The sequence below is a fragment of the Pseudomonas sp. SLFW genome, from assembly GCF_009905615.1.
Lineage (GTDB): Bacteria > Pseudomonadota > Gammaproteobacteria > Pseudomonadales > Pseudomonadaceae > Aquipseudomonas > Aquipseudomonas bambusae.
Map to the genome: position 1 here is coordinate 1 of NZ_JAAAKW010000040.1, position 20,367 is coordinate 20,367.

Consider the following 20,367-nt stretch of genomic DNA (forward strand, 5'->3'; position numbering starts at 1 on the left):
TCGTCGGCCTTTATCCGCGTGGGCCGGAAGCGCTGGCGATTTTCGCCGGCGCTGCGGATTTGGCCGAGGGCTGATTGCTCGCTTCCAGGGCCTGGCGTTGTTGCGCAAGGGCGGCGAGGGTTTCGTCACTGGCCATCGGGCGGTCCTGAGGGTCGATGGGCGAACCCGGACGAACACGCTGTAAGCCGTTGACGATGATACGGTCGTCTTTCCCCAAACCGCTGCGCACGATGCGCAACCCTTCCAGCTTCGGGCCCAGCTCGACGCTGCGATAGGTCGCCTTGTTGTCCTTGTCGACCACGAGCACGAATTTCTTGCCAAGGTCAGTACCGACCGCCTCGTCTTTGATCAGCGTCGCGGCGTAGGTCCCGCTGCCGACCAGCTTCAGACGTGCATACAGGCCGGGGGTGTAGCGCCCGTCGGCGTTGTCGAACACGGCGCGACCGCGAATGGTGCCGGTGCGCGGGTTGACCTGGTTGTCGACGAAATTCATCTGGCCGAGGTGTTTGTTGTCCGCTTCGTTGGACAGGCCCATGTACACCGGCGTCGAGGCACCGCGCTTGCCGTCGCGGGAGAGCTGGTTGTATTTGAGGAACACGCGCTCGTCGGCGTCGAAATAGGCGTAGACCTTGTCGGTAGAGACCAGGCGGGTGAGGATGCTTTGGTCGGCCGTCACCAGGTTACCGGCGGTGATCTCGGCGCGGCTGACACGGCCGGTGATCGGCGCAGCGACATGGGTGAAACTAAGATTGAGACGCGCCAGGTCCAGCTGCGCCTGAGTTGCCGCCACAGCGGCCCGGGCCTCTTGCGCGGTGGTGGTGCGCGACTCGGCGATCTCGGCGGAAATCGCGTTGTTGGTGCGCAACCGCTCGCCGCGCTGGGCTTCGGCGTCCGTACGCACGACGGTGGCTTTCACCTGTTGCAACTGCGCTTCGAGGCGATGCACTTCGGCTTCGAACGGACGCGGGTCGATCTGGAACAACAGATCGCCCTTCTTCACCAATGCCCCATCGACGAACGCCACGGAATCGATCTGCCCGGAGACCCTCGGCCGCACTTCGACGGTTTCGGGGGCTTCGAGACGGGCGGTCACTTCGTCCCATTCGATCACCGGTTGCTGCAGCACTTTGGCGACATCCACCTTGGGCGCACTCGGCGCCTGGGCTGTGGCCGCGGGGCCTTTGTCGCAGGCGCTGAGTAATACGAGCGCCAGTCCGGCAAGGGGATAACGAAAACGGGTCAATGGCTGTTGCATGGGAAAATCCGCCGAAGGTTATAAGAATTGCCGCGGAGTGTGTGGGACGCCACACCGGTCCACGAATTGAATGGATTCAATGTTGATATCAACTCAAATGATAGTTGTAATATTAATTGAAGAAACGGGATGAGACGCTCTGCCACGGGGCTTACAGACGATTCAAGAACAAGGGCCTGACACGCGGGTGGACGACCCGTCGCTGAGAAACAGGCCGATTCGCGAACGCAGCCACCGTTCGGATTCGTCATTGTCCTTGGCCGTGGTCCAGACCATGTGCAGCGGGAAATCAGCCAGTTGCACCGGCAACGGCTGGCTGCGTAACCGACCACTCGCGGTCAGCACATCGGCTGCGTATTCCGGCACGGCCGCCACCAGATCAGTGTCTTCCAGCAGCGCGCCAAGGCTGTTGAAATGCGGCACCGCGAGGACCACTCTGCGCTGACGCCCGATCAGACGCAGCGCCTCATCAACAAACCCCACCGTGCCGCCACCGAACGACACGAGGGCGTGTGGCCGCTGGCAAAAATCATCCAGGCTCAAGTCGCCAGGCACGTCATCACCGCGCAATAGCACGATGCGGGTGCTGAGCAAGGTCCGACGTTTGGCGTTGGCCGGCAGTTCAGTGGTAAAGCCCACGCCCACGGTCACCTCGCCGCTGGCCAGCAACCTCGGCATTTGCAGATAACTGGCACGGCGAACCACCAGCGACACCCCCGGCGCTTCCGCCCGGATACGCTTGAGCATCGACGGCAGCAAGGCAAATTCAACGTCGTCGTTCAAACCGATGCGAAACACCCGGTCGCTGGTGGCGGCATCAAACGCCTTGGGCCGCTTCACCGCCATGGCGATGGATTCGAGTGCGGGGCCAAGCAGCAACGCAATTTCTTGCGCCCTTGGCGTTGGCTCCATGAAACGACCAGCACGCTGGAACAGCGGGTCGTTGAACAGCAGCCGCAATCGGCCGAGCGCAGAACTCACGGCGGGCTGGCCGAGGTACATGCGTTCAGCGGCCAGACTCACGCTCCGGGCTTTCATTAACGCTTCAAAGATCAACAACAGATTGAGGTTGATATGGCGCAGGTCGCTGCGATTCATGGGAGGAGAAACCTGCTTTAGATTACATGTGTAATACTTACAAATTCCAGGTTGCCAAGTCAAAGGTTAAAAGCGGTGTTCGGGGTGCGGGATGATCAAAGGCAGGCGCTGACGAATGCCTGACACGCCGCAAAACCCTGTGGGAGCCAATTCATTCGCGATGCGTTATGACAGTCGGCACACTTTTGTTGCCTAAACCATTTTTCGCGAATGAATTCGCTCCCACAGGTTGCGAGGCGTGGCGGCCTACGGCAAATCCGCCAGACATAAAAAAACGCGCCAGGGATCACCCATGGCGCGTTTTTTCGATCAAAAGCCCTGACTCAGTAGCTCAACAACACTTCGGCCCGGCTCTTCAGCAGCTCAACAACACTTCGGCCCTGCCTTGCCGCCATAACGCGCATCCTGGCGTTCCCGAAAGAACACTTCGTACGACATCACCGGCTGGTCCGGGTGGGTCTTCTGCATGTGCTCGACGTAATTGTCGTAGTCAGGCATGCCCACCATCAGGCGGGCGGCCTGCCCGAGGTATTTGCCGAGGCGACTCAGGTCATTGAACATCAGTGCGCTTCCGGCATCGCCTGGAACGGCGCTTCCTTGTCGCTGCGCTCTTTCTTGACCCACGCCGCACGGCCCACTTTCACGGCGTAGAACAGAATGCTCAGCACCACGAACAGGAACAATGTGGTCAGCGCTGCGTTGGTGTACGCGTTGAAGATCACGTGCTGCATCTGATCAACAGTCTTCGCCGGAGCGATGACCTGGCCAGCCTCAGCCGCTGCACTGTATTTCTTGGCCAGGGCCAGGAAGCCAACGGCCGGGCTCGGGTCGAACAGCTTGATGAAGCCTGCGGTCACGGTGCAGATCAACAGCCAGGACGCTGGCAGGATCGTCACCCACACGTACTGCTGACGCTTCATTTTGATCAGCACGACGGTCGCCAGCATCAGCGCAATCCCGGCCAGCATCTGGTTGGAGATGCCGAACAGCGGCCACAGGGTGTTGATGCCGCCCAGTGGATCGATCACGCCCTGATACAGCAGGTAACCCCACAACGCCACGCAGCCGCCGGTGCCAATCACGTTGGCGGTCCAGGATTCGGTGCGTTTCAGTGCAGGGACGAAGCTGCCCAGCAAGTCTTGCAGCATGAAGCGACCGGCGCGGGTACCGGCATCGACAGCGGTCAGGATGAACAGCGCTTCGAACAGGATCGCGAAGTGGTACCAGAACGCCATAGTGTTCTGGCCTGGCAGTACTTGGTGCAGGATTTGCGCGATACCCACGGCCAACGTTGGCGCACCACCGGCGCGAGCCAGTACGGTGTTTTCGCCGATGTCTTTGGCCACAGCGGTCAACGCTTCAGGGGTGATGGCAAAGCCCCAACCCGTGATGGTTTGAGCGACTGCAACCACGTCGCCGCCGACCACTGCCGCCGGGCTGTTCATGGCGAAGTACACGCCTGGGTCGATGACCGAAGCCGCGACCATCGCCATGATAGCGACGAAGGACTCCATCAGCATGCCGCCGTAACCGATGTAACGGGCGTTCTTCTCGTTATCCAGCAGTTTCGGCGTTGTGCCCGAGGAGATCAGCGCGTGGAAACCCGACACTGCACCGCAGGCGATGGTGATGAACAGGAACGGGAACAGCGCGCCTTTCCAGACCGGACCGGTACCGTCGGTGAACTGAGTCAGGGCTGGCATTTTCAGCTCAGGCGCAAGAATCAGGATGCCGATCGCCAGGGCGACGATGGTGCCGATTTTCAAGAAGGTCGACAGGTAGTCACGTGGCGCGAGCAGCAGCCAGACCGGCAGCATCGCGGCAACGAAGCCGTAGCCCACCAGCATCCAGGTGATCTGCACGCCAGTTAAGGTGAAGACGTGTGCCCACTCAGGGCTCGCAGCCACCTGGCCACCGGCCCAGATCGACAGCAGCAACAGCACGACGCCGATGATGGAGATCTCGCCAATGCGGCCCGGACGGACATAGCGCATGTACACGCCCATGAACATCGCGATCGGGATGGTCGCCAGCACGGTGAACATGCCCCACGGGCTTTCGGCCAGGGCCTTCACCACGATCAGCGCCAGCACCGCGAGGATGATGATCATGATCAGGAAGCAGCCGAACAAGGCGATGGTGCCGGGAACGCGGCCCATTTCCTCGCGGACCATGTCGCCCAGCGACCGGCCGTTACGGCGAGTGGACAGGAACAGGATCATGAAATCCTGCACCGCACCGGCCAGGACCACACCGGCGATCAGCCAGAGCGTGCCCGGCAGATAACCCATTTGCGCGGCGAGCACCGGGCCGACCAGCGGACCTGCGCCGGCGATGGCGGCAAAGTGGTGACCGAAGAGAATGTGTTTGTTGGTCGGAACGTAGTCCAGGCCGTCATTGTTGATCACCGCCGGGGTGGCCCGGGTCGGATCGAGTTGCATGACGTGATTGGCGATGAACAGGCTGTAGTAGCGGTACGCAACCAGATAAATGGCGACGGCGGCGACGACGATCCAGAGTGCGTTGATGGCTTCGCCGCGGCGCAGCGCGACGACACCCAAGGCGCAGGCCCCAAGGGCTGCAACGGCGAACCAACCCAGATGTTTGGTCAGTCGGGTCATTGTGGGTCTCCTGCCGAAGCTCATGGCTTGCGGCGTAATTGTTATTGTGTGGTCCGGGGTAACGGAGCGTTGCCACTATCCGCGCAGTTGTCAGCAAGAGAAATTCGTACTACTACGGTTTCGCCTGCGTAGTTCTACGCAGAGGCCAGTTCGCTACGCGTTTGTGATTCTGGCCGCAGGCCGTGGGAGCTGGCTTGCCTGCGATCTGACGCGCAGCGGCAGCCAAACCAGAGAATGGGTTGTCTCAGGCAGACCGCATGCACAGGGTTTGCTGCCGGTTCCCGGCAGATCGCAGGCAAGCCAGCTCCCACGGCCTGCGGCCAGAAGCGCTTGCGCTTGAACATGAAGGATGCGTCTGGCCACCCATACCGTGTCTAATACGCCCACAACAACACCCGCTCCCGCCGGACATCCCACGCCATGCAACTCAAACACAAGATCGTCGCCCTGGGCATCCTGCCGCTGATCCTTGCCGTGTGCGTGATTTGCGCGCTGGTGATCGTGCAGAACCAGCGTCTGGGCGAGCAGCAGGCGCAGTTGATCGAGGACAGCATTCTGTCCAGCAAGCGCGCCGAGTTGAAAAACTACGTGGAGATGGCCATGAGCGCCCTCGCCCCGATCTACGACAGCGGCCGCAATGACGAACAGACCAAGCAGCAGGTATTGGAAGAACTGGCCAAGCTCAGCTTCGGCATCGACGGCTATTTCTTCGTCTACGACCAGAGCGGCCGCAACCTGATGCATCCACGGCAGGCGGCGCTGGTGGGCAAGGACTTGTGGAACATGACCGACCCGCAAGGGCTGCTGGTGATCCGCGCATTGCTGCAAAGCGCGGAATCCGGCGACGGTTTCCAGCATTACGCCTGGGAAAAACCGTCCACCGGGCAGATCACCGATAAACTCGCCCATGTGGTCATGCTCAAGCGCTGGGGCTGGATGCTCGGCACCGGGATTTATCTGGAAGACGTCGAAAGGGCCACGCAACAGGCCCGACAGGAAGTCGCGCGGGGCATCTACGCGACCATGCTCGACATCGGCGCCGTCGCCCTGATCGCCGTGCTACTGGTGTTCGTCTGCGGCGTCACCCTTAACGCCAGCGAGCACCGCCTGGCCGACCGCAAGCTGCAAATGCTCAACCAGCGCATCATGAATTTGCAGGAAGAAGAGCGCTCGCGGCTGTCACGGGAGCTGCACGACGGCATCAGCCAAGTGCTGGTGTCGATCAAATTTCAGTTCGAACTGGCCGGTCTGCAACTCGAAGGCAATGACCAACGGGGCTTGGAGACCCTGCGTCACGGCACCGAACGACTCGGCGAGGCCATCGGCGAAATCCGCACCATCTCCCACGACCTGCGCCCTTCCCTGCTCGACACCCTGGGGTTGGCGGCGGCCGTCACGCAACTGGTGGCCGAGTTCGAGCAACAGACCGGGCTGACCATCCAGTACAGCCACAACCTCAGCCACCTGAAGCTGGCCGAAGGCGCCCCGGTGGCGCTGTTCCGAATTCTGCAGGAGGCGCTGACCAACATCGAGCGTCACGCCCACGCACAGAACGTCTACATCGACTTGCGCAGCACGAAAAAACAGGTGCAACTCACTGTGCGCGACGACGGCGTGGGCTTCCGGGTCGACGTCGAGCGTTTGCAAGAGATACAGGGCGGCATCGGTTTGCGTAATATTCGCGAGCGCGTCGAGCATTTCCACGGCCAGCTCAATCTCTACTCGGTCCCCGGCCACAGCGAACTGACCGTGACCATGCCCATCAACGTCGCCGCCTGACCCTTCATTTCAGACAGGAACCCGCACCCCATCATGAGCGCCAGCCAGACCATCCGCATTGCCCTGGTCGACGACCATTCACTGGTCCGCGACGGCGTGCGCGCCCTGCTCGCCACCCGCCCCCTGTTCGAGGTGGTAGGCGAAGCCGAGAACGCGGCGCAGGGGCTGAAGATGTGCGAAGAGGTCAAGCCGGACATTCTGTTGGTGGACATCGGCCTGCAGGACATGAACGGCCTGGAACTGACGCAACTGATCCGCCAGCGCTGCCCGGCGATCAAGATTCTGATCCTGAGCATGTACGACAATCAGGAATACGTCGCCACGTCGATCCGCGCCGGGGCCAGTGGCTACGTGCTGAAAAACGCACCGTCCCGGGAAATTGTCGCGGCCATCGAGGCGATTGCCACCGGCGGAACGTTCTACAGCGCCGAAGTGACCCTCAAGCTGGTGTCGAAGAAGACCGACGAAAACGAACTCACGCCTCGTGAAGTGCAGGTGTTGGTGGGTCTGGCCAAGGGGCTGGACAACAAAACCCTCGCCCGCGACCTGGCCATCAGCGTGCGCACCGTCGAAACCCACCGCCTGAGCATCCGCCGCAAACTGAAAGTCGACAAACCGGCGGGGCTGGTGAAATACGCGATGGAGCATGGGTTGTTGTTGCCGTGACTCTGTGTCGCCGCCGCTGAACCTGTGGAGAGGCCCTTCATGCCGCCGCCGAACCTGTGGGAGCGAATTCATTCGCGATAGGCCTCCACAGACGACGCATCTCCAGCGTCCGATCAGTCTTTCGCGAATAAATTCGCTCCCACAGTGGATCGGCGTTGGCCTTAAGACAGCGATTTCCCCGCCACCGCAGCGCTTGCCGGTGGCGACATTCCTAATGCCGCCGCTGAACCTGTGGGAGCGAATTCATTCGCGAAGGTGGGTCAGGCAACACAGCTCTATCGACCGGACGGGCCTCTCGCGAATGAATCCGCTCCCACAGTGGGTCGGCGTTGACCGCGAAGCCGCTCACCCCTTCGGCAACACCCGCTCCGCCGTTTCCTGATCCACCGGCAGCGCGAACCGGAACGTGGCGCCCTGCCCCGGCACGTCGATCAGCTCGATCCGGTGCCCATGCAGTTGCAGGATCTGGTGCACGATGCGCAACCCCAGCCCGCCATCTCGCCGTGCACCGCCAATATTGAACGGACGCAGAAACAGCCCTTCACGCAACTCGGCGGCAATCCCCGGCCCGGTGTCGCTGATGGTCACTTCGACGAACCGCCCCTTCGGCAACAACGCCACTTTGATCTCGCCGCCCTGGGGCGTGTGCCGCAGGGCGTTGTCCAGGAGGTTGGTCATCACCCGCTCGATCAGCCCCAAGTCGGCATGCACACCGGGCACCGACGGCGCAAAGCTCGGGGTCAGGGTCACGGCCTTGGACTCGGCGCCCAGCTCGAACTTCTGAAAAATGTCCTGCACCAGATCGGTCAGCGAAAACCGCTCCACCACCGGCACCACGAACCCGTGCTCCAACCGCACCAGCTCCAGCAGCGACTGCGCCAACCCGCCCACCTTGCGGCTCTGGTCCAGCGCGATGCCGAGGTAACGCCGCCGCTCCTCAGGCGTGAGGCTGGCGTCCTTGACCGACAGCACCTCCAGATAGCCGTGCAGGGAGGCCAGCGGGGTGCGCAGGTCATGGGAAATGTTCGCCACCAGCTCGCGGCGGTCCTGGCTTTGGCGGGTCAGGGTCTGCCATTGCTCGCTCAGGCGGTTCTGCATTTGTTTGAACGTCGCGTCGAGCACGGCGATTTCATCGTGGCCCTGCCGAGCCGATTCGGTCGAAGAAGCGGGCAACGGCACCGGCGCAGCATTGATGTCGAAGTGGCTCACCGCGTCGGTCAGGCGCCGCAGCGGCCGGGTGATCCAGCCGAACGCTGTCAGACCCGCCAACAGGCACAGCAAGGCAATCAAGCCAATCGACCACAACGCCGTGTTCAGGGCCTCACTGGTGGCGCCGCGCTCGGCAAAGCGGTCATGGGCCTCGCCCAGCAGCACCACGTACAGAAAACCCGCCGGTTTGCCCATCACCATCAACGGCGCGGCGCTGAACACCTTGCGCGTGTCCATGCTGCGCGGGTCATCCCCCAGAATCGGCAGCGGCTCTCCGGCCAGCAGCTTGCGCACGGGCGCCAGATCGACACGGTCCCGCAGCATGTGATCCTTGGGCGCGGCGTCGCCGACGATCTTGCCTTCGCCGTCGAGCAGGTACACCTCGACGCTGGGGTTCACCAGCATCAACTGGCTGAACAGCTCGCGCACGGCATCGGGTTTCAGGCCGTTGGCGTCCATCAATTGGGTGTCGCGGGCGATGTGCTGGGCGAGGTCGCGGGACAGGCCCTGCACCACTTCCAGCTCATGCATTTTGTTGGAGCGCACCTGCAACAGCACCGACGTGCCGCAACAGATCAGCAACAGAAACGCGAAGACCAGGGACAGCCGCTGGGTCAGGGTCATGTTCACGACGCCTCTCCCGCATCGGCGAATTTATAGCCGCGTCCCCACACCGTCAGGATGCGCAACGGCTGGGCCGGGTCCTTCTCAATCTTGGCGCGCAACCGGTTGATGTGGGTGTTGACGGTGTGTTCATAGCCTTCGTGGTTATAGCCCCAGACCGAGTTCAGCAGGTCCAGCCGCGAGAAGACCTTGCCCGGCTGGCGGGCGAAAAAATACAGCAGGTCGAATTCCCTCGGCGTCAGGTCGAGCATACGGCCTTCCAGCGACGCTTCACGGGTCAGCGGATCGATGAACAACCCGGCGCTGTCGAGGCTGCCGGTGTCCATCTTCAAGTTACGCGCCATCGCATCGACCCGCCGCAGCAGCGCCTTGACCCGCGCCACCAGTTCCATCATCGAGAACGGTTTGGCCAGGTAATCGTCGGCCCCCAGTTCAAGGCCGAGAATCCGGTGCATCTCGCTGGAGCGGGCGCTGGTAATGATGATTGGCGTGTAGCGGGTCATGGCCCGGGCACGGCGACAGATCTCCAGACCGTCGACGCCGGGCAGCATCAGGTCGAGGATCAACGCGTCCCAGCCGCCCTGCTCCAAAAGGCGCAAGCCTTTTTCCCCGTCGGCGCTGTGCACCACGTCGAAATGTTCGTCCCGCAGGTGCAGGCAAATAAGGTCGGCGATATGGCTATCGTCCTCGACCACCAGAATGCGTTTGGGCTGATCCATGGAAAGCAAACCTTGCCAGTGCTGAATGCGCGATGCCGCCATTGTGCCGATTTTGCGGTCGACCAGTTATCACGAATTGTTTAACTCTCGGTGAGGATTCCGGGAACAGCCCGGCCCTACTCTGGCCCCATCACATGACAAGCCTGCCCCGTGCAGGCGGTGCCAAGGAGACACCTCATGCTATCGAGAAGACAGTTCATGGTCCTGAGCAGCAGCGCTGGCGTCGCGGCCATCGCTCTGGGCGTGCTGCCCAAGTTCGCTGACGGCGAAACCCTCGTACCGGCGGATTCGGCCGTGGGCACGTTTGAAGTCAGCCACAGCGACGCCGAATGGCATGCCTTGCTCAGCGACGACCAGTTTCAGGTGTTGCGTCGCGAAGCCACCGAGCGCCCGTACAGCAGTCCGCTGAACGACGAGCACCGCACCGGCACGTTCGCCTGCGCCGGTTGCCAATTGCAGCTGTTCTCGTCGACAACCAAATTCGACAGTCACACCGGCTGGCCGAGCTTCTGGCAGCCGCTGGACAACGCCACCGCCATCCGCACCGACACGTCGTTCGGCGTGCTGCGCAAGGAAGTCCATTGCCGCCGCTGCGGCGGGCATTTGGGGCACGTCTTTACCGACGGGCCGAAGCCGACCGGCTTGCGCTATTGCATGAATGGTCTGGCGATGACATTCGCCGAGTCGGCGACATGAACAACCAATGACAGGACTAGGCCCGGTGTAGGAGTGAGCTTGCTCGCGATGGCGGGATATCAGTCACCTCTCAATTGACTGAACACATGCATTCGCGAGCAAGCTCACTCCTACAGGTACGTCGTCCGCCACACTGCACGTAACTCTTTGATCCACCAGAAGGGAATTGACCCATGCTCCTGATCATCCTTGCCTACCTCGGCGGCGTTCTGACCATCGTCAGCCCGTGCATTCTGCCGGTGCTGCCGTTTGTCTTCGCCCGCACCGGCCAACCCTTCGTCCGCAGCGGCCTGCCGTTGCTGGTGGGCATGGCCGTGACCTTCGCGCTGGTCGCCACCCTCGCGGCAGTCGGCGGGGGCTGGGTCGTGCAGCTCAACCAATATGGCCGTGGCCTGGCGCTGATCTTCGTCGCGCTGTTCGGCCTCACCTTGCTGCTGCCGAAACTGGCCGAGCGCCTGACCCGTCCGTTGGTGGCCGCGGGCAGCCGACTGTCTGAAAACGCAGGTGTAGAGGCCAAACCCAGCCCGTGGGCCTCGTTCATGATCGGTGTTGCGACGGGCCTGCTCTGGGCGCCGTGCGCAGGCCCGATCCTCGGTCTGGTGCTAACGGGCGCGGCGTTGCAAGGCGCGAGCGTCGGCACCACCTTGCTGCTGCTGGCCTACGCCGCAGGCGCTGCCACTTCACTGGCACTGGCGTTGTTGCTGGGGGGCAAGGTGTTCAGCGCGATGAAGCGTTCGCTGGGCGCTGGCGAGTGGATTCGTCGGGGGCTGGGCGCCGCGATGCTGGCGGGTGTCGCCGCCATCGCGCTGGGTCTGGACACCGGGATTCTGGCCCGCGTCTCGACCGCGTCCACCGGTGGCCTTGAACAATCGCTGGTGGGCCAGTTCGCCGGTAACGGCAAGAACAGCAACGTCATGCAAGGCGGAGCGATGATGGCGCAAAACATCCCCGGCAAGGATGAAGCGGGCGCGAGCATGCAAGCTTCTGGCGCGATGATGATGGCCGCGAAAAACAGCACATCGAGCCTGCCGGTCGAAGGCCAGCTGCCGTCCCTCGCCGGGGCGGTGCAATGGCTGAACTCCGCCCCACTGACCGCCGAACAGCTGAAAGGCAAAGTGGTGTTGGTGGATTTCTGGACCTACTCCTGCATCAACTGCCTGCGCACCCTGCCCTACGTCAAAGCCTGGGCCGACAAATACCGCGATCAGGGCCTGGTGGTGATCGGCGTGCACGCCCCGGAATTTGCCTTCGAGCGCGACGTGAAAAACGTCACCAAGGCCATGGCCGATCTGGGCATTAATTACCCGGTGGCCATCGACAACGACTACAAAATCTGGCGCGCCTTCGACAACCAGTACTGGCCTGCCCATTACTTCGCCGACGCCAAGGGTCAGATCCGCTATCACCACTTCGGCGAAGGCGCCTATGACGAATCTGAGCGCGTGATTCAGGAGCTGTTGCGCGAAGCAGGCAATACTCAGATCACCACCGACCTCATCGACGCCAACGGCAATGGCGTGCAACAGGCGGCGAACATGGGCGACGTCAAATCGCCAGAAACCTACCTGGGCTTCGAGCGCGCCGAAAACTTCGTGTCGCCGGGCGGCGCCAAGGCTGATCGGGTCGCCAGCTACAGCACCCCGCAAAGCCTGTCGCTGAACAACTGGGGCCTGGACGGTCAATGGAACATCAGCTCCGAGCGCGCCAGCCTGAACGCGCCCAACGGCAAGATCGTCTATCGCTTCCACGCTCGCGACCTGCATCTGGTGCTCGGCCCTGGCAGCGACGGCAAGCCGGTGCGCTTCAAGGTCTCCCTCGACGGTAAGGCGCCGGGGGATGCACACGGCACCGACATCGCGCCCGACGGCAATGGCACCGTCACAGAACAACGCCTGTACCAACTGGTGCGTCAGCCCGGCGACGTGGCGGACCATACCTTCAGCATCGAATTCAGCGATCCGGGCGTGTCCGCATACGCCTTCACCTTCGGTTGATTCCACCCCGTTTCAGGAGTGTCAGACATGAAAAAATTCAACGTTTCCACCCTTCGCGCCGCGCTGCCTGACGGCCGCCGCATGGGCCTGCGCGTGCTGCTCGGCGCCGCTCTGTTGCAAACCGCTGCGTGCTCGTTCGCCGCCGAAGACGCCGTGAGCATCGCCCCGCCTATAAAGGATGAAGCCGTGAAGACCGCCGGGACCGAAACCGCCGTGTTTGCGGGCGGTTGCTTCTGGGGCGTTCAAGGCGTGTTCCAGCACGTGCAAGGGGTGAAAAAAGCCGTATCCGGTTACGCCGGCGGCAAGGCCGACACCGCGCAGTATGAGCGCGTAAGCGAAGGCGACACCGGGCATGCCGAGTCGGTGGAAGTCACCTTCGACCCGTCGCAAGTCAGCTACGGCACGCTGTTGCAAGTGTTCTTCTCCGTGGCCCACAACCCGACGGAACTCAACCGTCAAGGGCCGGACCATGGCACGCAATACCGCTCGGCGATCTTCCCGGAAAGCTCCGAACAGAAAGCCGTGGCACAGGCCTACATCGCGCAACTGGACAGCGCCAAATCGTTCAATGCGCCTATCGTGACCAAGATTGAGACCTACAACGGCTTCTACCCCGCGGAGGATTATCACCAGAATTTCCTGACCACCCACCCGACCTACCCGTACATCGTGATCAACGATTTGCCAAAAGTCGGCCAGCTCAAGCAACTGTTCGCCGACCGCTACAGCGAGCAGCCGGTGCTGGTGAAATAACCCGCAGCAATTGATCCACCGGGCCGCACCCCCCGCAAACCCTGCGCAGAGACCCCGAACTCTCCTCGTTTGGCGCCCTTATCGGGCGCCTTTTTTTGTGCGTGTAAAAATCGTCATCGATTTTTTAGCCCGTGACATCCGTCTGTCGCCAAAGCCGGGCTACGCTGATTCAACCTTCGCCGCCGCACGATCCCTTGCCTGCCTGGAATGTATTCGAAAGCGGGCCGGTCGAAGCGCTCTGGATGGCGCGTTACAGCCAACCGCACTGTCCATTCCCACGTTAAAAGAGGCGCACGAGCGTCCAATACAGCCGTGACGTATTCAGCAAGACTCACCGTTCAAAAAACCGGAGCCTGATCATGAATAAACTGACCACCGTGGCGGGTGCACCCGTCGTCGACAACCAGAACTCGCAGTCCGCCGGCCCTCGCGGCCCGCTGATGCTGCAGGACGTGTGGTTGCTGGAAAAACTGGCGCACTTCGACCGTGAAGTGATCCCGGAGCGTCGCATGCATGCCAAGGGTTCGGGCGCGTTCGGCACCTTCACCGTGACCCACGACATCACGCGCTACACCAAAGCCAGGCTGTTTTCGGACATCGGCAAGAAAACCGATATTTTCATCCGTTTCTCGACCGTGGCCGGTGAGCGCGGTGCGGCCGATGCCGAACGTGACATTCGCGGCTTTGCGGTCAAGTTCTACACCGAACAAGGCAACTGGGACCTCGTCGGCAACAACACCCCGGTGTTCTTCCTGCGCGACCCGCTGAAATTCCCCGACTTGAACCACGCTATCAAACGCGACCCGCGCACCAACTTGCGCAGCGCCGACAACAACTGGGATTTCTGGAGTTCGCTGCCCGAGGCACTGCACCAGGTAACGGTGGTCATGAGTGACCGAGGCTTGCCGAAATCCTATCGCCACATGCACGGTTTTGGCAGCCATACCTTCAGTTTCATCAGCCCGCAGAATGAGCGCTTCTGGGTCAAGTTCACCCTGAAAACCCAGCAAGGCATCGAGAACCTGACCGACCAGGAAGCCGCGGATCTGGTGGCTGGCGACCGCGAAACGCACCAGCGCGACCTTTACGACAGCATCGAAAATGGTGACTTCCCGCAGTGGAAGCTGTTCGTGCAGATCATGCCGGAGCAGGACGCCAACACTTACAAAATCCACCCGTTCGACCTGACCAAAGTCTGGCCGCACGCGGACTATCCGCTGATCGAAGTCGGCACCCTGGAGCTGAACCGCAACCCGGAAAACTATTTCCACGACGTCGAACAGGCCGCGTTCAACCCGGCCAACGTGGTACCGGGCATCAGCTTCTCGCCGGACAAAATGCTGCAGGGCCGTCTGTTCTCTTATGGCGATGCTCAGCGCTACCGTCTGGGCGTCAACCATCACCAGATCCCGGTCAACGCCCCGCAGTGCCCGGTCAACAGCTACCACCGCGACGGCCAGATGCGGGTCAACGCCAACGCAGGCGGCACCATTGGCTACGAGCCCAACAGCAAGGGCGCGTGGGTCGAACAGCCGGACTTCTCCGAGCCACCGCTGGAACTGCACGGCGCGGCAGCGAACTGGGATTTCCGCAAAGACGATGACGATTACTACTCCCAGCCTCGCGCCCTGTTCCGCCTGATGACACCAGCGCAGCAACAGGTGCTGTTCGACAACACCGCACGGGCCATCAGCGGCGCGTCGGCGCTGGTCAAACAGCGTCACATCGGCAACTGCACCCAGGCCGATCCGGCGTACGGCGCGGGCGTTGCAGCGGCCATCGAGAAGCTTGGCTAACGCAACGTCAGCGTTGACAGAAAGGGGTGTTCAGGCCACGGTACTGACACCCCTTTTTTCTTGAGTGCTGCCCGTCAGCGCTCTGTGACCGAGCTTTCGCCATGAACGAACTCCAGCAATTGAATGAAAGCCACGGCCTGCTGCTGGTGTTCGTCAACGTGCTGCTGGAGCAGATCGGTCTGCCGGTTCCGGCGTACCCCACCCTCATCGTCACAGGCGCATTGGCGATGCAAAGCAAACCACTGCTGGGCGCCGGGGTGCTGGTGGCGATGTTCGCCTGCCTGATCGCCGACACCCTCTGGTACTTCGCGGGCAAGCGCTATGGCGGCGTGCTGCTGAAGTCCATCTGCAAGATTTCCCTTTCACAAGACACCTGCATCCGTCAGGGCTTGAATGTCTACGACCGGGTCGGACCCCGGGCGATGCTGCTGTCCAAATTCCTGCCCGGCGCGGGCGCGCTGGTGACGACGGTCGCGGGCATGAACGCCACGCCGTTTGCGCTGTTCATGCGTTATTCGCTGGCAGGGTCGTTCATCTGGGCGGGATCGGCGCTGTTGCTGGGCATGCTGTTTACCGATGCGATCATCCCGTTGCTAGGGTGGTTGACCGGCTACTTGCCCTTGGCCATCGGCAGCGTTTTGCTGGCGTTGGGACTGTTCATCGGCTGGAAATACTGGAAGCGCCGTCGCTTGATGAAGCGCACGTCGAAGGTGCCACGCATCACCGTGCCGCAACTGCTGGCCCTGCGTGACACGGACGACATGCCGCTGATCATCGACGTTCGCGCCAAATTGCACACCGCCGTGGTCGAAGGCATCCCCGGTGCGCTGTCCATCAGCCTCGAAGAACCCCTGGACCCGTGGCTCGATCAGTTGAGCGATGTCGACATGGTGTTTTATTGCGCCTGCCCCAACGAGCTGTCCGCGGCGTTGTTGGCGGAAAAGCTGCGGGCACGCGGGCTGACGCGGGGCAAGGCGCTGATAGGCGGTCTGGACGCCTGGCGTGAGGCGCACCCTGACCAGAACATCTCCGGACAGGCCGCCACCGCCTGATCATTCGGCGACGCCGCACTTCTGTAGGAGCGAATTCATTCGCGAGGCGGTGTTTCGAACGATGACCATTCATCGTCTGTACTGGCCAATCGCGAATGAGTTCACTCCCGCAGAGGTATGCGCCGAACCTTGAGCCCCCCGAAACGGTGCCAGATACCGTCAAGCCGTCAGGGCTTATTGAATCGCGACGACGTCAATGCAACACACTCTGCAAAAACTGCCGGGTGCGTGGATGCTCCGGTGCCGAAAAGATCTGCGCCGGAGGGCCCATTTCGACGATTTTGCCGCCGTCGAAGAACACCACTCGGTCGGCCACTTCACGGGCGAAGCCCATTTCGTGGGTGACGACGATCATGGTCATGCCCTCCGCCGCCAGACCTTTCATCACGCTCAGCACTTCGCCGACGGTTTCCGGATCGAGCGCGGACGTCGGCTCATCGAACAGCAACAGGCGCGGCTTCATCGCCAGCGCGCGGACGATCGCCACCCGCTGTTGCTGCCCACCGGACAGCTCGCTGGGGTAACCGTCCGCCTTGTGCTTGAGGCCCACCCGGTCCAGCAACGCCAGCGCATTGGCCTGAGCATCGGCCTTGCTCACGCCCTTGACCTTGACCGGCGCCAGAATCATGTTGGCCATCACCGTCATGTGCGGGAACAGGGTGTAATCCTGAAACACCATGCCAATGTCCTCGCGCAGCCGGGCCATGGCCTTGCGATCATCCGCCCGCACCGACTCGCCACCACCGACCACCACACTTCCCGCAGACGGCGCTTCGAGGCTGTTGAGGCAGCGAATGAACGTCGATTTGCCCGAACCGCTGGGGCCGATGATCACCACCACCTCCCCTTGCGCCACGTCCAGGTCGACACCCTTGACCACTTCCACCGAACCGAAGTGTTTATGCAGCCCACGGACTGTCAGCATGCTCTTCATAGGCCGGCCTGCGCGCGGGTGGCCGCCTGGAGTTTTTCCTGCGCGGCCAACAGACGATCACGGCGCGCCTGATTCGCCTGACGTTCAACCTGCAAGCGCCCATTGGCGCGCAGCAGGCTCGGGCGCAGGGACGACAACGCCGGGCCACCTGCCGAATCCCGGGACTGCACGTTGGCGGTCGGGTCCAGGCATTCGCGCACCTTGTCGGCGGGCAGGTTCAATGCGTGCCCGAGTTGTTCCATGGCGCAGATGTCCACCATGTCGGTGTCGATCCGGTGCGCGGGCAGACCGGCGTCCATGGCCATGCGCACCGCCGCGCCAACGATGTGATGGGCCTCGCGGAACGACAGGTCGGCTTCGCGCACGATCAGGTCCGCCAGCCCCGTCGCCGTGGAGAAGTCTTCACCGGCACGCTTCACCGCCAGCTCGACATTCGGCGTCGCGGTGCGCAGCACCAGGTCCAGCAGTTTCAGGCAGCGCAGGCTTTCTTCCGCCGCCTCCCAGAACCCTCGGGTGCCTTCACGGTTGGCATCGCCGGTGTGGGAGAAGTTGCTGCCCTTGACCGTGACACTGGCCGCCATCAGCAACCCGATGATGTGCCCGCTGCGGCCCTTGAGGTATTCCAGCACCGTCGGGTTTTTCTTTTGCGGCATGATGCTCGACGTCGCCGCGACGCTGTCGGGGAAGTCGATCAGGCTGAATTCGTGGGTGCTCCAGACGAAATAATCCTGCGCCACCCGACTCCAGAACACCGACAGCAAACTCAGGTGCGACAGGCTTTCGAGGATGAAATCCCGCGACCCCACGGCGTCCAGCGCATTGTCGAGGTAGCCGTCAAAACCCAGCAATTCGGCCGTGCGTGCCCGGTCAATGTCGAACGGCGTCCCGGCGAAGGCCGCCGCGCCCAGCGGGCTCTGGTTCATCGACGCCAGGGTCTGGGTCAGGCGCTGGCAATCACGGGCCAGGGCCTGCTCCACTGCCGACAGGTAGTAGCCATAGGTGATCGGCTGCGCCGGTTGCAGGTGGGTGTAACCGGGCATCACCACTTCGGCGAAGACCTCGGCGTTGTTGAGCGCGGTCTGACGGGCTTGAATCAGCGCGTCGATCAACGCCATCAACACCTCGCGGCAGCGCAGCCGGTCGAGGGTCGCGAGGATGTCATTGCGGCTGCGACCGGTGTGCAGGCGGCCGCCGACGTCGGTGCCGATCTGCTCGATCAAATGCGCTTCGTAATTGAAATAGGCGTCTTCGCGGGATGGGTCGAGGGTGACCACGCCAGGCCCCGCCGCCTCCATGTCCAGCACGCCCTTGGCCAGGGCGGTCGCGTGTTCGTCGCGAATCAGGCCCTGTTCGGCGAGCATCACGATGTGCGCCTTGTTGACGTTGCCCAGGTTGAGGAAGCCATCGGCAAACCCTTCCAGACGGGGCCGGTAAATGTACTCGTTGACCTCGGGGGCGGTGGCTTCTTTCAAGCGACGACTGACTTTGGATTCTTGCATGATCACATCCCTTAACGAGTGGTGCGCATCGCCGGGCGACCCAGGCGACGTTCGAGATAACGGCTGAGCCAGCTCAGCAATGAACAGATGACGAAGTACACCAGTAGCACCGCGCCGTAGACGGCGAAGGCAGGGCTGACGCCGGTCATGACCGTGGAACGCTCGACGATGATCTGCCCGACTTTGAGAAACTCGCTGACGCCCACCAGTGCACCCAGCGACGTGGCTTGCACCAACATCGTCAGCAGCCCGGTGTACGCCGGCAAAATGGCCTTCATCGACTGCGGCGCGATGACGTGCAGGTAGATCTGCCAAGGGCGCAGGCCCAGGGTCCAGGCGCTTTTCCACTGGTGCCGGTTCACCGACTCCAGTCCGCCGCGCACGATTTCGATGCCATTGGCACTGCCCCATAACGTCAGGCCGGTGACCACCGCTGCGAACGGACTCAGGTCGAGGCCGAACATCGGCGCACCGAAGAAAATGAAGAACACATTCACAATCAGCGGGATCGAGCGGAACAGCTCGACGTAGCCGTGAATCGTCCACCACAGCAGCCGGTTCTTGAGGGTGGCGAGCACCCCGAACACCGTCGAGATAAGCGTGGTGAACAGCAGGATCACCAGCGCGAGGCGCACGGTCATCCACAGGCCCTTGAGCACGAAGCCCCAGTTTTCGATCAGAAAGTTCATGGGGCCTCAGTGCCGGAAAGGCCGTTGCAGGTGGGCAGACAAGCGACCGGTCAGCAAGGACAGGATCGCCACCAGAATCAGGTACATCACGCAGATCGCACTGAACATCTCGATGGCCCGGAAATCCGTAGCGATGCGGTCCACCGCCACGAACGTCAGCTCCGCCAGACCGATGGCCTGCAAGTACGACGAGTTCTTCAGCAGCGAAATCGAGGTGTTGAGCACGGCCGGGAGGCTGGTACGAAACGCGATCGGCAAGGCCACCAGATAAAAATACTGATGAGGCTTGAGGCTCAGCGCCATGCTCGCTTCACGCATCTTGTGCTCCACCGTGGCCAGCCCGCCGCGCATGTTCTCCACCTGATAGGCCCCTGCCCACAGCGACAGGCAGACCACACCGGACCAGAACAGCGACAGCTCCAGGCCAATCGCAGGCAGGCCGTAAAAGATGAAGAACAACTGCACCAGAATCGGCGTGTTGCGGATCAGCTCCACGTACAGCACCACGATCTGCGACAGCAGCGGGATGCGGAAGGACCGCACCGCGCCGCCGAGAATGCCGATCAGCAGCGACGCCCCGATGGCCAGCAGCGAGACCCGCAGCGTCATCAAAACGCCGTCGAGCAAAGCTGGCCATTGCGCCACCAGGTAATTGAAATCGAAGTCCATGGGGGCGCCCGATCAGAGTTTTTCTTCAGGCTTGGCCTGTTCGAACACGCTCAGGTAATAGCTCTGGATGTTTTCCGGCACGTATTGCTGAACCCAGCCGCGGAACAGTTTTTCTTCGTGCATCCGGGCGACCGCGGCGCTGAGGTAATCGCGGAACGCTTCATCGTTTTTGCGCACGCCAATGGCCGCGTCGGAGATCTGGAAGGGTTCGTTGATCAGCCGCGCATCCCCGTCGTTGGCCGCAACCACCACCAGCGTGGCGGCGTCGTGGGTGTAAGCGTCGGCGCGGCCCTGGCGGAAGGTCTGCAAGGCGT

17 protein-coding genes and 1 pseudogene are annotated in these 20,367 nt (G+C 62.1%); 7 read left to right on the plus strand and 11 right to left on the minus strand.

Annotation, left to right across the window (positions count from 1 at the left end; genetic code table 11):
* Window positions 1-10: 10 nt before the first annotated feature.
* The 4 genes from mexE to GVN17_RS29050 all read right to left on the minus strand — a co-directional run bounded on the left by mexE (window position 11) and on the right by GVN17_RS29050 (window position 4,974).
* Window positions 11-1,255, minus strand: coding sequence for a multidrug efflux RND transporter periplasmic adaptor subunit MexE (mexE, locus tag GVN17_RS29035; protein WP_166598712.1), 1,245 nt, complete (start codon window positions 1,253-1,255; stop codon window positions 11-13).
* 162 nt (window positions 1,256-1,417) lie between these two features.
* Window positions 1,418-2,353, minus strand: a complete 936-nt coding sequence (locus GVN17_RS29040) for a LysR family transcriptional regulator (RefSeq protein ID WP_166598713.1) — start codon at window positions 2,351-2,353, stop codon at window positions 1,418-1,420.
* A gap of 363 nt (window positions 2,354-2,716) precedes the next feature.
* Window positions 2,717-2,914 (minus strand): YbdD/YjiX family protein, encoded by a 198-nt coding sequence (locus GVN17_RS29045; RefSeq protein ID WP_166598714.1) that lies wholly within the window; start codon window positions 2,912-2,914, stop codon window positions 2,717-2,719.
* Entirely contained in the window at window positions 2,914-4,974 is a 2,061-nt protein-coding gene (locus GVN17_RS29050; protein WP_166598715.1) for a carbon starvation CstA family protein, read from the minus strand. Before GVN17_RS29050 ends, GVN17_RS29045 begins: the two co-directional genes overlap by 1 nt.
* Before the next feature lie 420 nt (window positions 4,975-5,394).
* On the opposite strand from GVN17_RS29050, the gene GVN17_RS29055 reads away from it, so the two are divergent.
* Window positions 5,395-6,753: a cache domain-containing protein gene (locus GVN17_RS29055; protein WP_166598716.1), complete on the plus strand. Its 1,359-nt coding sequence runs from the start codon at window positions 5,395-5,397 to the stop codon at window positions 6,751-6,753.
* A 33-nt stretch (window positions 6,754-6,786) separates the two neighbouring features.
* A complete protein-coding gene (locus GVN17_RS29060; RefSeq protein WP_166598717.1) occupies window positions 6,787-7,419 on the plus strand; it encodes a response regulator transcription factor in 633 nt (210 codons plus the stop codon).
* A 345-nt stretch (window positions 7,420-7,764) separates the two neighbouring features.
* On the opposite strand, the gene GVN17_RS29065 is transcribed toward GVN17_RS29060, so the two are convergent.
* Together GVN17_RS29065 and GVN17_RS29070 are read right to left on the minus strand one after the other, a co-directional pair.
* Window positions 7,765-9,258: a HAMP domain-containing sensor histidine kinase gene (locus GVN17_RS29065; RefSeq protein ID WP_166598718.1), complete on the minus strand. Its 1,494-nt coding sequence runs from the start codon at window positions 9,256-9,258 to the stop codon at window positions 7,765-7,767.
* Window positions 9,255-9,971 carry a response regulator transcription factor gene (locus tag GVN17_RS29070; protein WP_166598719.1) on the minus strand — a complete coding sequence of 239 codons (717 nt, stop codon included), beginning with the start codon at window positions 9,969-9,971 and terminating at the stop codon, window positions 9,255-9,257. Before GVN17_RS29070 ends, GVN17_RS29065 begins: the two co-directional genes overlap by 4 nt.
* A 177-nt stretch (window positions 9,972-10,148) precedes the next feature.
* On the opposite strand from GVN17_RS29070, the gene msrB reads away from it, so the two are divergent.
* From msrB to GVN17_RS29095, 5 genes are all read left to right on the plus strand, one after another.
* On the plus strand, window positions 10,149-10,667 hold the full coding sequence (gene msrB / locus GVN17_RS29075) for a peptide-methionine (R)-S-oxide reductase MsrB (protein WP_166598720.1): 519 nt from the start codon (window positions 10,149-10,151) through the stop codon (window positions 10,665-10,667).
* A 173-nt stretch (window positions 10,668-10,840) separates the two neighbouring features.
* Entirely contained in the window at window positions 10,841-12,661 is a 1,821-nt protein-coding gene (locus GVN17_RS29080) for a cytochrome c biogenesis protein DipZ (protein ID WP_166598721.1), read from the plus strand.
* A gap of 81 nt (window positions 12,662-12,742) precedes the next feature.
* Entirely contained in the window at window positions 12,743-13,414 is a 672-nt protein-coding gene (gene msrA / locus GVN17_RS29085) for a peptide-methionine (S)-S-oxide reductase MsrA (protein WP_166598728.1), read from the plus strand.
* A 359-nt stretch (window positions 13,415-13,773) separates the two neighbouring features.
* Window positions 13,774-15,210 (plus strand): catalase, encoded by a 1,437-nt coding sequence (locus tag GVN17_RS29090; RefSeq protein WP_166598722.1) that lies wholly within the window; start codon window positions 13,774-13,776, stop codon window positions 15,208-15,210.
* Window positions 15,211-15,311: 101 nt separating this feature from the next.
* Window positions 15,312-16,262 (plus strand): VTT domain-containing protein, encoded by a 951-nt coding sequence (locus GVN17_RS29095; protein ID WP_166598723.1) that lies wholly within the window; start codon window positions 15,312-15,314, stop codon window positions 16,260-16,262.
* A 193-nt stretch (window positions 16,263-16,455) separates the two neighbouring features.
* Here the strand turns inward: GVN17_RS29095 and GVN17_RS29100 are convergent, their stop codons facing one another.
* From GVN17_RS29100 to GVN17_RS29120, 5 genes and pseudogenes are all read right to left on the minus strand, one after another.
* Window positions 16,456-17,196 (minus strand): amino acid ABC transporter ATP-binding protein, encoded by a 741-nt coding sequence (locus GVN17_RS29100; protein ID WP_306167766.1) that lies wholly within the window; start codon window positions 17,194-17,196, stop codon window positions 16,456-16,458.
* Complete coding sequence (argH, locus tag GVN17_RS29105; RefSeq protein WP_166598724.1) at window positions 17,193-18,695, minus strand: argininosuccinate lyase; 1,503 nt, start codon at window positions 18,693-18,695, stop codon at window positions 17,193-17,195. The genes GVN17_RS29100 and argH overlap by 4 nt, the downstream gene beginning before the upstream one ends.
* An 11-nt stretch (window positions 18,696-18,706) precedes the next feature.
* Window positions 18,707-19,384, minus strand: a complete 678-nt coding sequence (locus GVN17_RS29110) for an amino acid ABC transporter permease (protein ID WP_166598725.1) — start codon at window positions 19,382-19,384, stop codon at window positions 18,707-18,709.
* A 6-nt stretch (window positions 19,385-19,390) separates the two neighbouring features.
* On the minus strand, window positions 19,391-20,053 hold the full coding sequence (locus tag GVN17_RS29115) for an amino acid ABC transporter permease (RefSeq protein WP_166598726.1): 663 nt from the start codon (window positions 20,051-20,053) through the stop codon (window positions 19,391-19,393).
* A 12-nt stretch (window positions 20,054-20,065) separates the two neighbouring features.
* A pseudogene (locus tag GVN17_RS29120) lies at window positions 20,066-20,367 on the minus strand (amino acid ABC transporter substrate-binding protein); the annotation flags it as partial.

Excerpts from the sequence above, each read along its gene's own strand:
- msrA (WP_166598728.1), top strand. The coding sequence starts at position 12,743 with ATGGGCCTGCGCGTGCTGCTCGGCGCCGCTCTGTTGCAAACCGCTGCG.
- GVN17_RS29095 (WP_166598723.1), top strand. The coding sequence starts at position 15,312 with ATGAACGAACTCCAGCAATTGAATGAAAGCCACGGCCTGCTGCTGGTG.
- GVN17_RS29045 (WP_166598714.1), bottom strand. The coding sequence starts at position 2,914 with ATGTTCAATGACCTGAGTCGCCTCGGCAAATACCTCGGGCAGGCCGCC.
- msrB (WP_166598720.1), top strand. The coding sequence starts at position 10,149 with ATGCTATCGAGAAGACAGTTCATGGTCCTGAGCAGCAGCGCTGGCGTC.
- mexE (WP_166598712.1), bottom strand. The coding sequence starts at position 1,255 with ATGCAACAGCCATTGACCCGTTTTCGTTATCCCCTTGCCGGACTGGCG.
- GVN17_RS29050 (WP_166598715.1), bottom strand. The coding sequence starts at position 4,974 with ATGACCCGACTGACCAAACATCTGGGTTGGTTCGCCGTTGCAGCCCTT.
- GVN17_RS29115 (WP_166598726.1), bottom strand. The coding sequence starts at position 20,053 with ATGGACTTCGATTTCAATTACCTGGTGGCGCAATGGCCAGCTTTGCTC.
- GVN17_RS29080 (WP_166598721.1), top strand. The coding sequence starts at position 10,841 with ATGCTCCTGATCATCCTTGCCTACCTCGGCGGCGTTCTGACCATCGTC.
- GVN17_RS29090 (WP_166598722.1), top strand. The coding sequence starts at position 13,774 with ATGAATAAACTGACCACCGTGGCGGGTGCACCCGTCGTCGACAACCAG.
- GVN17_RS29055 (WP_166598716.1), top strand. The coding sequence starts at position 5,395 with ATGCAACTCAAACACAAGATCGTCGCCCTGGGCATCCTGCCGCTGATC.
- GVN17_RS29070 (WP_166598719.1), bottom strand. The coding sequence starts at position 9,971 with ATGGATCAGCCCAAACGCATTCTGGTGGTCGAGGACGATAGCCATATC.
- GVN17_RS29040 (WP_166598713.1), bottom strand. The coding sequence starts at position 2,353 with ATGAATCGCAGCGACCTGCGCCATATCAACCTCAATCTGTTGTTGATC.
- GVN17_RS29110 (WP_166598725.1), bottom strand. The coding sequence starts at position 19,384 with ATGAACTTTCTGATCGAAAACTGGGGCTTCGTGCTCAAGGGCCTGTGG.
- argH (WP_166598724.1), bottom strand. The coding sequence starts at position 18,695 with ATGCAAGAATCCAAAGTCAGTCGTCGCTTGAAAGAAGCCACCGCCCCC.
- GVN17_RS29060 (WP_166598717.1), top strand. The coding sequence starts at position 6,787 with ATGAGCGCCAGCCAGACCATCCGCATTGCCCTGGTCGACGACCATTCA.
- GVN17_RS29100 (WP_306167766.1), bottom strand. The coding sequence starts at position 17,196 with ATGAAGAGCATGCTGACAGTCCGTGGGCTGCATAAACACTTCGGTTCG.